Raw genomic sequence first — 13,772 nt, 5'->3', positions numbered from 1 at the left:
CACGCGCCGACCGGCCAGAGCAGTAATGCAAGCCCGATCGAACTGGAGGTATGTACGCTGATCATGTATTCGCACATGTGACCGTAAGAGAAAATGGGGGGCCGGTGCATCATCGCCGACTCGTAGTTTCCGCTGCCCTCGTGGCCGCGGGCATCGGATTCATACCGGGGATCGCCCAGGCGGCAGGACCCGCCGCTCCGGCAGCGCCGGCAGCGCAGGGAGCGCCCGCGACCGGGGCCAACCCGGACGCGGCACGCAAGGCCAAGGCCAAGGGCAAGACCTTCACCAGCCCTGCCGACCGCACGGTCGTGACCGCGCCTTCCGGCGCCAAGGCCGGCGGGACCGCGCGGGCACAGGGGGCGCAGGAGGTGCCGGACCCGCACATCTCGATCTACCTGGACGCGACGACTCCGACCGCGCACTCCATCGACCTGCGGTCCCACGTCATCACCTGGGACGACGCCGAGGTCGAAGCGGTCGTCTCCTGGGGCGACGGGACCACGGACACGTACTCCGCCGCCCTCGCGGGCTTCCGCGGGGACGCCCGCAACATCACGCACACCTACGCCGCGGTCGGCTCGTACGACGTCAAGGTCACGGTGAAGCACGCCGCGAGCGGCGCCCAGGCCGTCAACGAGCTCAAGTTCGTCACCGACGGCACCGAGTTCACCGCGCACGAGCCCACCCGGCTGCTGGACACCCGCTCCGGCCTCGGTGCCGCGAGGGCCAAGGTCGGCGCGCGCAGCTCGGTGGCACTGAAGGTCGCGGGTGCCGCGAAGGTCCCCGCCGGGGTCGGCTCGGTCGTCCTCAACGTCACCGCCACCAACACCGCGGGACCGGGCCACATCTCGGTCGGCAAGACCAAGGAACTGACCGAGACCGCCGAGACGTCGAACCTGAACTTCGTCGCGGGCCAGACCGCCGCGAACCTGGTGATCGCGCCGGTCGGCGAGGACGGGTACGTGCACCTGTTCAACGCCGGCTGGGAGCCGGTCGACCTGATCGCCGACGTCACCGGCTCCTTCAAGGCCGCGCCCGCCGCCGGCTACGGCTCGGTGACCCAGACCCGTGTCGTGGACACCCGCGCGGGCCTCGGCACGGCGAAGGGCCAGGTCCCCGGCTACGGAACCTTCGGCGTGGAGATCGCCGGCCGCGGCGGCGTGCCGAAGGGCGCCACCGCGGTGGCGCTCAACCTCACCGCCACCAACCCGCGGTCGGCCGGCCACCTGAGCGCCTACCCCAGCGGGCAGGCGGCTCCGGTCACCTCGAACCTGAACTTCACCGCCGGCCAGACCATCGCCAACGCGGTGATCGTGCCGATCGGCGCCGACGGGAAGATCACCGTGCGCAACGGCAGCTGGGACCCTGCCGACGTGGTGGTCGACGTCGTCGGCTACTACAGCCCCGACAGCCGGTCCGCCTTCTCGTCCGCCTGGGTTCCGATGCGGCTGCTGGACACCCGCGAGGACCGCAGCTGGGGCCTGCGGCCGGCCGGCCCGGTGCCGGCCCGCAAGGTCGAGGTCATGCGGTTCGAGTCCGACACGAAGACGCCCCGCGTCGACGGCTGGGCGCTGAACACCACGGTCACCAACACCCGCGGCGACGGCTTCCTGTCCGTGACGCCGGACCCGAACTTCTGGTCCGACTACCAGAACGGCACCGCGATCACTCCGCAGCGGCCCGTCTCCTCGGCCCTGAACTGGACCGCGGGCGCGACCGTCCCGAACCTGGTGCAGACGCCCGCCGGCAAGGGAGCCATCATCGACTTCTGGAACCAGGGCTGGGAGGACGTCGACCTGCTCGTCGACCTGGTCGGCTACTACCAGACGATCTGATCGACCCGCGGGCCCGCCGGTGAGCGGGCCGGCAGGAGGGGCGGTGCGCCGTAAGGCGCACCGCCCCTCCGCTTGTGCGGGCCCGTTCAGTGCGGTGACGGTTTCGGGTCCAGGGCGTTGGCGACGGTGCAGCCGCCCTCCCCGGGCATCCGATGGATCCGGGGCGGCACCCACACGTCGGTGGCGCCGGGGCTCACGCGGGCAAGAAGGCAGTCCTGCGCGTCGAAGCCGTTGCCCCGTACCGACAGGAGAACGCCGACCCGGCCGCCGTCCGCCTTCACCTCGGTACGGATCGCCGGATCCAGGTCCAGGGCGGCGAGCGCGCTCCGCACCTCGCCCTCGTCCACCCGGCCGCCGTCCGGCACCCGGGGAAGCTTCGAGCGAAGCTCCTCGTACGGCAGCCGCGGCGGTTCGGGTGGCGGGGCGAAGGTCAGCGCGGGCCCGTCCGGGCAGCTGACGTCACGGGGATCCTCACCCCACTCCGACGTGGGTGAGACGCGCACCGCGAAACAGCGCCGCACGGTGACCCCCTCGGGGGCGAGCCACCCCCGGTTCGCCGATCCCGATGTGCGGACGAGGACGTCGATGCCTTTCCCGTCGTGTGTCGAGGTACCCGTCACCCGCAGCACCTCGACCCCGTCGATGCCGGAAGCGGAGCGCCCGACCTCCTCCGCCGTGCGCGGACGCTGGCCGTAGAGGCGCTCGCCCGCCGTCCTGGCCACCTCCCGTGCGGCGTCCGCCGCCTCACCCTCGGAGGACTGCACCAGTCCGCAGCCGGTGGCGAACAGCAACAGCGGGGCGAGCAGCAGCGGTCGGCGCATGCGTCCACCCTTGCGCCGCCGCGCGGGGCGGGCAACGGCTCGCGTACTCAGACCGGCGTAGGCGATCGTACTCAGCCGTTGCGGCGCGCTCGGGCTGCCTGCCTGTCTGTCTGCAGGCCGTTGAACCCGCTGAGACGGGGCCCCCACCGAGGACGAAGGTCACCCGTGCGCCTCGCTTCGCCGCCGAAATGATGCGGACCGTCACGGTGCGTGCCAGCGTCATCCGAGAGAAATCCGTGCTCCACGCAAAAAGGAGTCGCCGTCATGGGCGGTACGCAGGGCAAGAGCCAGGAACCGGACAAGGGCCGCGAGGCGCAGGAGCACCATCGCCCCGGAGACCCCGCGCACCCCCAGCCAGGCAAGCCCTCCCGCGAGCCGGGGCAGAAGCAGGGCCAGAAGCAGGGGCCGAAGCAGGGCCAGAAGGAGGGCCAGAAGGAGGCCTCGCACCGCCGCGAGGACGACCTGCTGCGCGAAGAGGACCTGCACGACGAGACCTTCTGACCAGGGCACACGCGCCCACACACCCAGAGCCCGGCCGGTCCACAGTCACCCGGCCGGGCTCTGTCACATCCGGAGACCGGCCCTCGCCCCGGGCGGCCCGGTCGGGGAACACGTGCGGCCCGATGTGACCGGTCTGCCCCCAGGTGGGAGAATTGTCATGGCCAGTGGTGGCGCATGCGTCTGTGCGTCCCACCCCCGAACAGGACAGCAGGTCAGGTCATGACCAAGCAGCCGAAGCCGTCCCCGCCCTCCGACGGAGAGGGCATAAGCCGGCACAGGGGATCCAAGCAGCACGGTTGGTCTCCGGATGTGGACGAGACCCGCCAGGAGGAGAACCCGAGCGCCCACCGCTCCTTCCACCCTGATGAGTACGCCCCCGCCAAGGGACCGGGTAGGACGGTTTCCAAGGAGGAAGCGGGCAATCCCCATGGCAAGCCCTCCAAGAGCAGGGGCGCCCGCGGGGAGGATCTGAGCAAGGGATCCGGCGACGAGGGCATGCACGACCTCGGAACGCGAGGCCGCTCGCAGCGACCCAGTGGAACCAAGGACGCCTCCGCCTCCACCGGTGTGGACCCCCAGGACCCGCCCGGCACGCGCAGTGCCGGATAGCCGCGGGTGGTCCGGGCACCGGCACCGTACGCAGCTCATCCAGGTCGCGCCTCAGCAGATGCGCGGTAGCTGCTCTCCGATCGGCAGGTCGACCACGCGGGTGCCGCCGAGGCCGGTCCGGGCGACCACCAGACCCGGGTGCGCGTCCACCGCCTCGCCGATCACCGCCGCGTGCCGGCCCAGCGGGTGGGTGCGCATGGCGGCGAGTACGGCCTCGGCGTGCTCGCGGGGTACGAACGCGACGAGCTTGCCCTCGTTGGCCACGTAGAGCGGGTCGAGGCCCAGGATCGCGCAGGCATTGCGGACGGGTACGGGAACGGGGACGCGGCCCTCCTGGATGACGACTCCCGCACCGGACGCGGCCGCGATCTCGTTGAGCGAGGCGGCCAGTCCGCCCCGGGTGGGGTCGCGCAGGACGTGCAGGTCGGGGGTGACCTCCAGCATCGCCCGTACGAGATCACCGAGCGGGGCGCAGTCGCTCTCGATGTCCACTCCGAATTCCAGCCCTTCGCGGACGCTCATGATCGCCACCCCGTGGAGCCCGATCTCCCCGCTGACGATCACCACGTCGCCGGGTACGACCCGCTGCGGCCGCAGGTCGACGCCCTGCGGGATGATCCCGATGCCCGCGGTGTTGATGTAGATCCCGTCTCCGTGGCCGGCCTCGACGACCTTGGTGTCGCCGGTCGCCACCTCGACCCCGGCCGCGCGGGCGGCGTCGCCCAGGGCCTCGGCCACCCGGGCCACCACGGACAGTTCCACGCCTTCCTCGAGGATGAACCCGCAGGACAGATAGGCGGCTTGGGCTCCGCTCATGGCGAGGTCGTTGACCGTGCCGTTGACGGCGAGGTCGCCGATGCTTCCCCCGGGGAAGAACAGGGGGCGCACCACGTAGGAGTCGGTGGAGAAGGCCAGCCGGACCCCGCCCAGCGTGACCGTCGCCGAGTCGCCGAGCTGGGCGAGCACCGGGCCGCCGAAGGCGGGTGCGAAGAGGTGCTCGACCAGCTCGGCGGAGAGCGCTCCGCCACCGCCGTGGCCCATCACCACCCGGGGGCGGTCGCGCAGCGGCGCGGGGCAGGTCCAGCCGGTGATGTCGAGGGTCGTGTCAGGCAACGGGGCTCGCCTCCAGCGGCGCGTCGGCGGTGGCGGTCCGCTCCGCCGTACGGGCGGTAGGGGCGGGGGCGGCGGTACGGGCCGTGCGGGTCGGCGTGATCTCCAGGCGCCGGTAGAGGTAGTAGGCGGCGCACGCGCCCTCGCTGGAGACCATCGTGGCGCCGAGCGGGTTGCGCGGGGTGCAGGTGGTGCCGAAGGCCTCGCACTCGTGTGGTTTCAGCAGCCCTTGGAGGACTTCGCCGCTCCGGCATTCGGCCGGCTCGCGCGTGTTGATCCCGGTCACCGAGAAGCGGTGCTCGGCGTCGAAGTCCCGGTAGCGTGCCGACAGCCGCCAGCCGCTGTCGGGAATCACGCCGATGCCGCGCCAGGCCCGGTCGGTGACCTCGAATACGTCCCCCAGCATGGCGAGCGCCGCCGGGTTCCCCTCCGGACGCACCGCGCGGGCGTAGGCGTTGTCCACGGTGTGCTCGCCGCGCTCCAGCTGATGCACGGCCCTGCGTACGCCTTCCAGGATGTCCAGGGGCTCGAAGCCGGTGACCACGATCGGGACGCGGTGGCGCGCGGCGAGCTCCGGGTACTCTCCCGTGCCCATCACACTGCACACGTGCCCGGCGGCCAGGAAGGCCTGGACGCGGCAGCTCGGCGACTGCATGATCGCCTCGATCGCCGGGGGGACGCGGACGTGGGACACCAGCAGGCTGAAGTTGCGGATGCCCAGCTTCTTGGCCTGGTACACGGTCATGGCATTGGGCGGGGCCGTGGTTTCGAAGCCGATGCCGAAGAACACCACCTCGTTCCGCGGGTTCTGCTGGGCGATCTTCAGGGCGTCGAGCGGGGAGTAGACGACCCGTACGTCACCGCCTTCGCTGCGCACCTGGAAGAGGTCGCGGCCGGTCCCGGGTACGCGCAGCATGTCCCCGAAGGAGCAGAAGATGACATCGGGGCGGGAGGCGATCTCCAGAGCCTTGTCGATGACCTCCAGCGGGGTGACGCACACGGGACAGCCCGGTCCGTGAATCAACTCGACCAAATCGGGGAGCAGTTGGTCGATACCGTGCCGGATGATGGTGTGGGTCTGGCCCCCGCACACCTCCATCAGCGCCCAGGGCCGGGTGACCGTCGAGTGGATGTCGTCCAGTAGCCGGCGAGCGAGGTCGGGGTCTTGGAATTCGTCGATGTACTTCACTGCCGGGTCGCCTCCTGCGCTACGTCATCGGAGTCGTCGGAGTCGTCGGAGTCGTCGGTGAAGGGCCACGGCGCCCCACCGGCCTGCGCGGCCTGCTCCCACGGATCGCCGAATTCCTCCTGGAGCATGCCGAGTTCCGCGAAGAGCTCCAAGGTCTGCTTGGCCGACTCCTCGTCGAGCCGCTGCAGTGCGAAGCCGACGTGGACGATCGCGTACTCGCCGACCTGGAGGTCCGGCAGGTACTCCAGGCACACTTCCTTGACCACCCCGCCGAAGTCGACGGTGGCCATGCGGGTGCCGTCCTTCTCCCCGATGTCAATCACTCTGCCGGGTACCGCCAGGCACATGGGCTTCTCCTTGCTGTGGGTGTTCCGTCGCGCGGGCAGAGTCGGCCGTGGCAGTGGCCGTGGTGGCAGCCGCAACCATGAGCTGGCCGAGGGCCAGGCCGCCGTCGTTCGGGGGGACGCGATGGTGCTGGAGCACGGTGAAGCCGTGTCCGCGCAGCCGTCGGGCCGTGGCCGAGGACAACAGGGTGTTCGAGAAGACCCCGCCGGTCAGCGCGACGGAGTCCAGGCCGTACCGCTCTCGCGCCAGGACGCACAGGTCGGCGACGAGTCCGGCGACGCCGGAGTGGAATCGGGCCGCGATCAGGGGTGGCGGGGTACCCGCGCGCACATCGGCCACGACGGCGGCCAGAACGGGCGCTGGATCGGCGACGACCGGACTCCCGGCGCCGGGAGCCGGGAACCGCAGGGAGAACCCGTAGCCCTCACCCGCCTCCTCTGCTGCCCCCTCACCCTCTCCTGCCCCCGCGCCGCGTGCCGCGGCCTCCAGCTCGATCGCGGCCTGGGCCTCGTACCCCGAGTGGTGGCAGACACCGGCCAGCGAGGATACGGCGTCGAACAGCCGCCCCATGCTCGACGTGGGGACGCAGTTCAGGTTCCGATCCAACTGGCTTCCCAGAACGCGCAGTTCATCGGCCGGGCAGACCGCCGTGCAGGGCAGGTCCGGCGCCCAGTCGAGGCCCGCGGCCCGCAGGTGCGCCAGGGCCATCCGGTACGGTCTGCGCACCGCGGCGTCGCCGCCCGGCAGCGGTACGTACGCGAGGTGTGCGAAGCGGCTGTATCCGGCGTAGTCGGCGAGGAGGACCTCGCCTCCCCACACGGCTCCGTCGTCCCCGTAGCCGGTGCCGTCGAACGCGATGCCGATGACCCGCCGACTGCCGTCCAGGCCGTGCTCCGCCATCGCCGAGGCGATGTGCGCGTGATGGTGCTGCACGCGCACCAGCGGCCGGTCGCCCGCGTGCCGCCCCGCCCACTGCGCGGATCGGTAGCCGGGGTGTCGATCGGCGGCGAGCAGCCGGGGCGCGACACCTGTGACGGACTCCAACTGACGCTCGGCGCGCTCGAACGCGTACTGCGTGGCCAGGTCGTCCATGTCGCCGATGTGGGCGGACAGCCAGGCGCGACGTCCCTCCCCGAGGCAGAAGGCGTTCTTCAGGTCCCCTCCGACCGCGAGGGTCGCGGGCACGGCCAAGGGCAGCGACAGGGGGAGCGGGGCGTAGCCGCGGGAGCGCCGGACGGTCAGCGGCTCGCCGTCGCACACGCGGACCACCGAGTCGTCGCACGGGACGTGGATCGGGCGGTCGTGGGTCAGCCAGGCATCGGCGAGGCCGGCCAGCCGCTCCAGAGCCTCGGCGTCATCGGTGACGATGGGTTCGCCCGAGAGGTTTCCGCTGGTCATGACCAGCAGCCGCGGCCCGGGGGGATCGCCGGGAAGCCCGAGCAGCAGATGGTGCAAGGGGCTGTACGGGAGCATCACCCCGAGGTCGGGACTGCCCGGGGCGACGTCGGCGGCCGGGGCCGCGGCGCCCGCGCGCCGGCGCAGCAGGACGATGGGCCGCTCCCGCCCCGTGAGCAGGGTCCGCTCCTCGGGACCGAGGTGGACGAGTTCCTCGACGGCGGGGAGGTCACGCGCCATCAGGGCGAACGGCTTGTCACCGCGGGCCTTGCGGCGACGCAGCTCCCGTACGGCGCCGGCGTGGGCGGCGTCGCAGGCGAGGTGGTAGCCGCCGATGCCCTTGACGGCGAGGATCACCCCGGCGCCGAGCAGTCGCCGGGCGCCGGCCACCGGGTCGGCGGGGTCCGTCTCGCGCGGCGGCGTTCCGGCGAGCAGCCGCAGCCGGGGTCCGCAGGCCGGGCAGGCGACGGGCTGGGCGTGAAACCGGCGGTCGGCGGGGTCGGCGTACTCGCGTGCGCAGTCGGGGCACATCGGGAAGCCGGCCATCGTGGTGTTCGGCCGGTCGTAGGGCAGTGCGGTGACGATGGTGAAGCGCGGCCCGCAGTGCGTGCAGGTGATGAAGGGGTGGCGGTGGCGCCGGTCTGCCGGGTCCGCGAGCTCGGCCAGACAGTCGCCGCAGGTGGCCACGTCCGGGGAGATCAGGGTACGGGCGGGGCCTCCCGTCCGGGAGGCGACGATGGTGAATCCGGCCCCGCCCACGGCCGGGACCTCGTCGTGGTGGACGGTGTCGACGACGGCGAGCGGGGGAGCGTCGGCCGCGAGCCGGTCGCAGAACTCCGCGACCGCCGACGGCGCGCCCTCCACCTCGGCGACGACGCCCTCCGCGGTGTTGGTGACGTGGCCGGCCAGTCCGAGGTCCGTCGCGCGGGTGTACACGTACGGCCGGAACCCGACGCCCTGCACCACGCCGCGGACGGTGACCCGGCGGCGCTGGAGCGCCTCCATCAGGGGGTCTGCACCGTGGCGTGACGGACGTGCTGCTGAGGATCGGAGTGCGGGTGCGGGTGGTCTCCTCCGTGCCCGCTCGGATGGCCGTGCTCGGGGCCGGGGCCGGGGCCGGGGCCATGGTCGTGCCCGTGCCCGTGTCCATGCCCATGTCCATGCCCGTGGTCGTGCTCGTGCGTGCTCGTGCCCCGGCCCGAGACTTGCCGGGCCATGACCGGCGCGTGCGTTGCCGCGCCGTCCGCGACCGCGGTCGCCCGGTCGAGCAGGATTCCCACCCCCGCCCCGGAGCGTGCGGACGTCAGCACCACCTCCACCCCTGGATTGACCTGCTGGACGTTGGCCCGGAACGCGTCCTCGTCGAACTCGACCGCCCCGGCGATGTCGGTCTTGGTGACCACCACGAGCTGGGCGAGACCGAAGGCGGTCGGGTACTTCAGGGGCTTGTCCTCGCCCTCGGTCACCGAGGCCAGGACGACCCGCAGGGACTCGCCGAGATCGTAGGAGGCGGGGCAGACGAGGTTGCCCACGTTCTCCACGAACAGGAGCCGGGTGGCATCGGGCAGCCAGCCGTCCAGGTGCCGGCCGAGCATCCCGGCCTCCAGGTGGCAGAGCCCGTCGGTGAGCACCTGCTTGACGGGTACGCCGGACCGCGCGAGGCGCACCGCGTCGTTCTCGGTGGCCAGGTCGGCGGTGAGGGCGGCCACCGCGAGACCGCGCTCCTTGGCGAGGAGCAGTTCGCGTTCCAGCAGGGCCGTCTTTCCGCTGCCGGGGCTGGAGAGCAGGTTGACGGTCACCGTGCCGCGGGCGGTGAGTTCGGCGCGCAGGGTGTGCGCGGCGGCGTCGTTCTTGGCGAGTACCGCCTGCTTCAGGTCGACCACTCGGCACATGGTTCGTCGCTCCTCGGAGTTCGGTTCGTGGGCGGGTGCGTGGCCGGGTGTGTGACCGTGCTCGTGGCCGGGGTGACGCCGGAACCGTCGTCCCAGTTCACACTGGCGATCTGCAGCTCACGGCCCGCGAGCAGTTCCACGTGCGCGGCGCTCCCGCATCCGGGGCAGCACAGTCGTGGCGGCATGCCGACCGCCCATTCCCGGGTGCAGGAGGAGCAGCTCGCGCGGGCGGACACCGGCTCCGTGACGAGCTCGGCACCTTCGAGGACCGTTCCCGCGCAGGCCAGTTCGAAGCAGAAGGCCAGGGCGTCGGGCACCACTCCGGCCAACTCCCCGACCCGCAGGCGCACTACGGTCACGGCGCTCGCACCGGCGGCCTCGGCCGCTTCCTCCACCTGGCCCACGACGGCCATGGCGATCGACATCTCGTGCATCGGACTCCGTCCTGCCGGGGCTCATTACACCGGCAGGACGGGGAGGCCGCGGCCGGGCACGCCGACGCAGGGTCCGCCGCGTACGCCGTTCGGTCGCTCCGAAGGACCGAACCGGCTGCCGCACGCGTCACATACGGCGCATGCGCAGATAGCGCCTGATGTCGGGGAGGATCTGCTTGAGCACGGCGACGAGCGTGGCCACGGCCGCACCGCCGATGACGGCCTTCTTCACGGGGTCCTCCTCAACTCGGCGACCGGGGCCGCCACGACGTCATGGTCTTCGTGGTCGTGATCCTCAGGGCCCTGACCCTCACGGCCCTGACCCTCACGGCCGTGATCTCCGGGGCCGCGATCTTCGAGTTCGTCCCGCAGTAGGCCCAGGATCATCCGTACGGCCTCCGGCACCGCGGCGGCCACCGGTCCGCTCAGCCCGATGCCCTCCGCGATCGACGCGGGCTCGCATCCCACGACGAGGATCCGCCGGGGCGGGTTGGTTCCGGTGCCCTCGCACAGGGTGCCCAGCAGGGCCAGGACCGCGTCGGGGGACATGTGGTGGCCGTCGAGCAGGGCGGCGCCCGGCTGGACGGAGCCGGGTTCGTCGGCCTCGATGAGGTACAGCGTGCCGGGGGCGCCGCCGCGTGCCGTGGCATCCGCCAGGACGAGGGTGTCGTAGCCGTCGAGGAGCTGGTAGGCGAGGTGCATTCCCCGGACGCCGAAGTCCACGGCCTCGACCTGGTCGGGCAGTTCGTACGCGGACAGCTGCCGCAGCGTCTCCACCCCGAAGCCGTCGTCGCCGAGGAAGACGTTGCCGATGCCCGCGATCAGGATGCGGCCGCTCACGCGTCCTCCAAGGGCGAGAGTTCGTCGGGCTGGAAGTAGAGGAACCGGCCCTGCTCCCGGCGGATGTCGGCCCCGGGGTCACCCTCCACCGTGACGGCGAGGTGCACCCCGCCGTCCACGTCGTGCAGGACGGCCTCGACCAGGGCGGCGCGGCCCAGGAGGAACAGGTCCTGGGCGTCGGTGCGTCGCAGGCCCGGCCGCAGGAGCACCCGGCTGCCGACTCCGACCGGTACGCCGTCGACGAGGACCCGGTCCCGCGCGGGATCGGCGGTGTCCGTGTGCGCCGGGTCCCACCAGGGGGTCTCGGGCCTGAACACGGCCTGCTCGTCGAAGAATTCCAGAGCGTCCACCGGGACATCCGGCCGGTCCGGGACATCCGGCCGGTCCGGGCCGTCCGGTCCGTCCGGGCCGGTGATTTCGCGCAGGGCGCGCACGGCGCCGTGCAGGCGCTCCAGTACCTCGGGGGGCATCGACTCGGCCATGTCGATCACGGCGGCGGCCCTCGGGTCCGTCCCGCGCGCCTCCCGCTTCTCCTGGTCGGTCAGGGCGGCGGTGCGCAGGGCGAGGATCTCGTCGATCTCGGTGGAGTCGTACATCGCGCCGATGCTCTCGGGAGCGATGGCGGGATGGTCCTCCAGGATGATCGGCGAGGACAGCACCACGTCCGCCCGGCCCGGCTCCCCGGCGAGCACCGGCCAGGTGTGCCGGTTGACGCAGGAGGCGACGGCGCCCTTGGCCCACTCCGGCGGATCGGTCATGGACAGGAAGGAGCCGCTGCTCAGGCCCAGCAGCAGATGAGCGGCGACGAGCGAGCGCGGCAGCGCCGCCTCACGGTCCTCACCGTCGGCGGCGGGGATCCACGGGCTGGTGTTCTCCACCACCGCCGTGAGTCTCAACACCCGGTAGGGTCCGTCGAGTTCGGTGGCACGCAGCCGCACGCACCCCTCGATCCGCTCGGTACGTCGCATCAGACGTCCGGCGCACCGTCCGTCCCTGTCGGTGACGGGCTCGGTATCCTCCCGGGCGTCCCGCGAGAACGGGATCTCGACTCCCTCTCCGGTCAGTTCGGCCAGGTCGACGCTCCACTCGACCCGCTCCTCGGCCCCCTCGTCCCAGGGCACGAGCACCCGGTCGTCGAGATGCAGTTCGGCGACCTCCGCGAACCCGCTTTCGGGCAGGGCCTGCTGTACGGTGCGCCGCTGGGCGTGCAGGAACCGCAGCTCAACGGCGAGCGTCGACTCGCCCTTGGGCTCCATGAGGAGTTCGGTCTGCTGGAAGGAGTGCTCTTCGTGCGCCGGACCCCATGCGGGCGGTACGAGCACGCCGAACTGCCAGCGCATGCGGTTCTTGGCCGCCGAGGCCCGGTAGGGGTACAGCACGTACCCCTCGAAGAGGACCGCGTCGGCCACCTGCCGGGCGGTCGCGAAGCGGGCCTCCAGTGCGGTGGCCGTGGTCACGGCGCCGTCCTCTCGGTGACACGCGGCAGGGCGGCGCCCAGCCGGAAGGGTTGCACGGGATCGGGCCGGGGTGCGGCCGCCGCGTCCAGGAGGGTCCGTACGGTCGCCTCCCAGGAGGCGAGGGCGTGCCGGGAGCGGAAGGCGAGCAGCTCGTCCATGACGGCCCGGGGCAGGCGGAGCCAGCCGCAGCCCGGGAAGTGCTGCTCGACCATCTCGTGCCAGACCGCCACGGGCATCCGGTACGAGGCCTCGCGGTCCCAGGGCACGGGCTCGACGCGGAAGCCGCCGGCCCCCGTGAAGGCGGTGCCGGAGAACAGCATCAGCAATGGCGCCTCGCCGTCCTCCAAGGTGCTGAAGTAGCGGCTCGCGGCGATGTCCATGTCGTAGGTGCACGGCACGACCACGTCGATCTCGGTCTCCCCGGTGAAGCTGGGCACCATGAGGGCGACCTGCGCGAACTGCACGGGCTGCAGGGTGGTGCCCCAGCGGGCGCGCTCGCCGAACAGGTCGGCCAGGCCCGCCGCCTCGGCCGGTCCGTAGCCGCGCCGGGCGGGTTCGATGCGCAGTTGGCAGCGCAGCGCGAGCGCGTGGACCCGGGTGGGTTCGGGGCCGCTGCCGGCCGTGACGCGCAGCCGGAACACCAGGGTGGGTCCGGCGGCGTACGGGTCGGCGCGCACGCCGGTGCAGGTGAAGCCGAAGTCGGTCATGGCGCGGGTGCCTCCGCCGGGATCTTGGCCCGCCGCCCGACCTCGGCGAAGAAGTCGGCGAGCGCTGCCCGGGCCTCGGCTCCGCCGTCGAACCCCGTCCACAGCAGGCGCATCCGCCCGACGAGCTCGTAGCAGGCGTCGATCGGCACCAGGTAGCAGTCGGTCCGGCCCTGCTCGCGGCGCAGCAGCAGGGCCTCCACGTCGGGTTCGAGGAGCGGGGCGAGGCGCCCGGCGCCGAGCACGGTCTGCCAGGTCTCGGCGTCGAGTTCGCTCTCGGTGGCGCCGGCCGGGCTCGGGTAGAGCGCGACGAGACGGTCGAGGGCGGCGTTGCGGAAGAAGAAGGCGACGCCGACCGGGATCTGCAGCAACTCCCAGGCACCGTCGTCGAGCCGGTGGTCGGGGTCGGCGAGATAGCGGTTCGGGACGGCGCGGAAGCGGCCGGTGGCGACGCCGGGCCTGTCGAACAGCAGGGCGCACGCGGTGCAGGCGCACACCAGCGCCCGCTTCTCGGTCTCCACGACGTGGCGGTGCGCGTTCTCGGCGACCACCACACCGCACAGCCCGCAGACCTCCGGACGGACCGGGCGCGCACCGGCGAACCGGCGCAGACCGCGCGGGGCGCCCGGCGCGCCCGGGC

At 72.4% G+C, this 13,772-nt stretch carries 14 protein-coding genes; 3 read left to right on the top strand and 11 right to left on the bottom strand.

Annotation, left to right across the window (positions count from 1 at the left end; all coding sequences use genetic code 11):
- Positions 1–140: 140 nt before the first annotated feature.
- A complete protein-coding gene (locus DRB89_RS09015; RefSeq protein ID WP_112447823.1) occupies positions 141–1,835 on the top strand; it encodes a PKD domain-containing protein in 1,695 nt (564 codons plus the stop codon).
- 86 nt (positions 1,836–1,921) lie between these two features.
- On the opposite strand, the gene DRB89_RS09010 is transcribed toward DRB89_RS09015, so the two are convergent.
- Positions 1,922–2,656, bottom strand: coding sequence for a translation initiation factor IF-2 (locus DRB89_RS09010; RefSeq protein ID WP_112447822.1), 735 nt, complete (start codon positions 2,654–2,656; stop codon positions 1,922–1,924).
- A 264-nt stretch (positions 2,657–2,920) separates the two neighbouring features.
- Here DRB89_RS09010 and DRB89_RS09005 point away from each other — a divergent pair, with 264 nt between their 5' ends.
- Both DRB89_RS09005 and DRB89_RS09000 read left to right on the top strand, forming a co-directional pair.
- Positions 2,921–3,157 (top strand): hypothetical protein, encoded by a 237-nt coding sequence (locus DRB89_RS09005; RefSeq protein WP_112447821.1) that lies wholly within the window; start codon positions 2,921–2,923, stop codon positions 3,155–3,157.
- A gap of 219 nt (positions 3,158–3,376) precedes the next feature.
- Complete coding sequence (locus DRB89_RS09000) at positions 3,377–3,766, top strand: hypothetical protein (RefSeq protein ID WP_112463244.1); 390 nt, start codon at positions 3,377–3,379, stop codon at positions 3,764–3,766.
- A 51-nt stretch (positions 3,767–3,817) separates the two neighbouring features.
- Here the strand turns inward: DRB89_RS09000 and hypE are convergent, their stop codons facing one another.
- From hypE to DRB89_RS08950, 10 genes are all read right to left on the bottom strand, one after another.
- Positions 3,818–4,879, bottom strand: coding sequence for a hydrogenase expression/formation protein HypE (hypE, locus tag DRB89_RS08995; RefSeq protein ID WP_112447819.1), 1,062 nt, complete (start codon positions 4,877–4,879; stop codon positions 3,818–3,820).
- Entirely contained in the window at positions 4,872–6,065 is a 1,194-nt protein-coding gene (gene hypD, locus DRB89_RS08990) for a hydrogenase formation protein HypD (protein ID WP_112447818.1), read from the bottom strand. The genes hypE and hypD overlap by 8 nt, the downstream gene beginning before the upstream one ends.
- The gene (locus DRB89_RS08985; RefSeq protein WP_112453287.1) at positions 6,062–6,412 is read right to left on the bottom strand and encodes a HypC/HybG/HupF family hydrogenase formation chaperone; all 351 of its coding nucleotides are present in this window, start codon (positions 6,410–6,412) and stop codon (positions 6,062–6,064) included. The genes hypD and DRB89_RS08985 overlap by 4 nt, the downstream gene beginning before the upstream one ends.
- Complete coding sequence (gene hypF / locus DRB89_RS08980) at positions 6,381–8,810, bottom strand: carbamoyltransferase HypF (RefSeq protein ID WP_112463243.1); 2,430 nt, start codon at positions 8,808–8,810, stop codon at positions 6,381–6,383. The genes DRB89_RS08985 and hypF overlap by 32 nt, the downstream gene beginning before the upstream one ends.
- Complete coding sequence (hypB, locus tag DRB89_RS08975) at positions 8,810–9,697, bottom strand: hydrogenase nickel incorporation protein HypB (RefSeq protein ID WP_112463242.1); 888 nt, start codon at positions 9,695–9,697, stop codon at positions 8,810–8,812. Before hypB ends, hypF begins: the two co-directional genes overlap by 1 nt.
- Positions 9,676–10,131, bottom strand: a complete 456-nt coding sequence (gene hypA, locus DRB89_RS08970) for a hydrogenase maturation nickel metallochaperone HypA (protein WP_112447815.1) — start codon at positions 10,129–10,131, stop codon at positions 9,676–9,678. The genes hypB and hypA overlap by 22 nt, the downstream gene beginning before the upstream one ends.
- 228 nt (positions 10,132–10,359) lie before the next feature.
- Positions 10,360–10,971 (bottom strand): hydrogenase maturation protease, encoded by a 612-nt coding sequence (locus DRB89_RS08965; RefSeq protein ID WP_112447814.1) that lies wholly within the window; start codon positions 10,969–10,971, stop codon positions 10,360–10,362.
- On the bottom strand, positions 10,968–12,428 hold the full coding sequence (locus DRB89_RS08960) for a hypothetical protein (RefSeq protein WP_112447813.1): 1,461 nt from the start codon (positions 12,426–12,428) through the stop codon (positions 10,968–10,970). Before DRB89_RS08960 ends, DRB89_RS08965 begins: the two co-directional genes overlap by 4 nt.
- Complete coding sequence (locus tag DRB89_RS08955; RefSeq protein WP_112447812.1) at positions 12,425–13,135, bottom strand: DUF6084 family protein; 711 nt, start codon at positions 13,133–13,135, stop codon at positions 12,425–12,427. Before DRB89_RS08955 ends, DRB89_RS08960 begins: the two co-directional genes overlap by 4 nt.
- A complete protein-coding gene (locus DRB89_RS08950; protein ID WP_112453286.1) occupies positions 13,132–13,743 on the bottom strand; it encodes a DUF5947 family protein in 612 nt (203 codons plus the stop codon). Before DRB89_RS08950 ends, DRB89_RS08955 begins: the two co-directional genes overlap by 4 nt.
- Positions 13,744–13,772 lie beyond the last annotated feature (29 nt).

Source organism: Streptomyces sp. ICC4, from assembly GCF_003287915.1.
Lineage (GTDB): Bacteria > Actinomycetota > Actinomycetes > Streptomycetales > Streptomycetaceae > Streptomyces > Streptomyces tritrimontium.
This window is presented reverse-complemented; position numbering and strand designations above follow the sequence as displayed.

Excerpts from the sequence above, each read along its gene's own strand:
- DRB89_RS09010 (WP_112447822.1), bottom strand. The coding sequence starts at position 2,656 with ATGCGCCGACCGCTGCTGCTCGCCCCGCTGTTGCTGTTCGCCACCGGC.
- DRB89_RS09005 (WP_112447821.1), top strand. The coding sequence starts at position 2,921 with ATGGGCGGTACGCAGGGCAAGAGCCAGGAACCGGACAAGGGCCGCGAG.
- DRB89_RS09000 (WP_112463244.1), top strand. The coding sequence starts at position 3,377 with ATGACCAAGCAGCCGAAGCCGTCCCCGCCCTCCGACGGAGAGGGCATA.
- DRB89_RS08985 (WP_112453287.1), bottom strand. The coding sequence starts at position 6,412 with ATGTGCCTGGCGGTACCCGGCAGAGTGATTGACATCGGGGAGAAGGAC.
- hypF (WP_112463243.1), bottom strand. The coding sequence starts at position 8,810 with ATGGAGGCGCTCCAGCGCCGCCGGGTCACCGTCCGCGGCGTGGTGCAG.
- hypB (WP_112463242.1), bottom strand. The coding sequence starts at position 9,697 with ATGTGCCGAGTGGTCGACCTGAAGCAGGCGGTACTCGCCAAGAACGAC.
- hypA (WP_112447815.1), bottom strand. The coding sequence starts at position 10,131 with ATGCACGAGATGTCGATCGCCATGGCCGTCGTGGGCCAGGTGGAGGAA.
- DRB89_RS08955 (WP_112447812.1), bottom strand. The coding sequence starts at position 13,135 with ATGACCGACTTCGGCTTCACCTGCACCGGCGTGCGCGCCGACCCGTAC.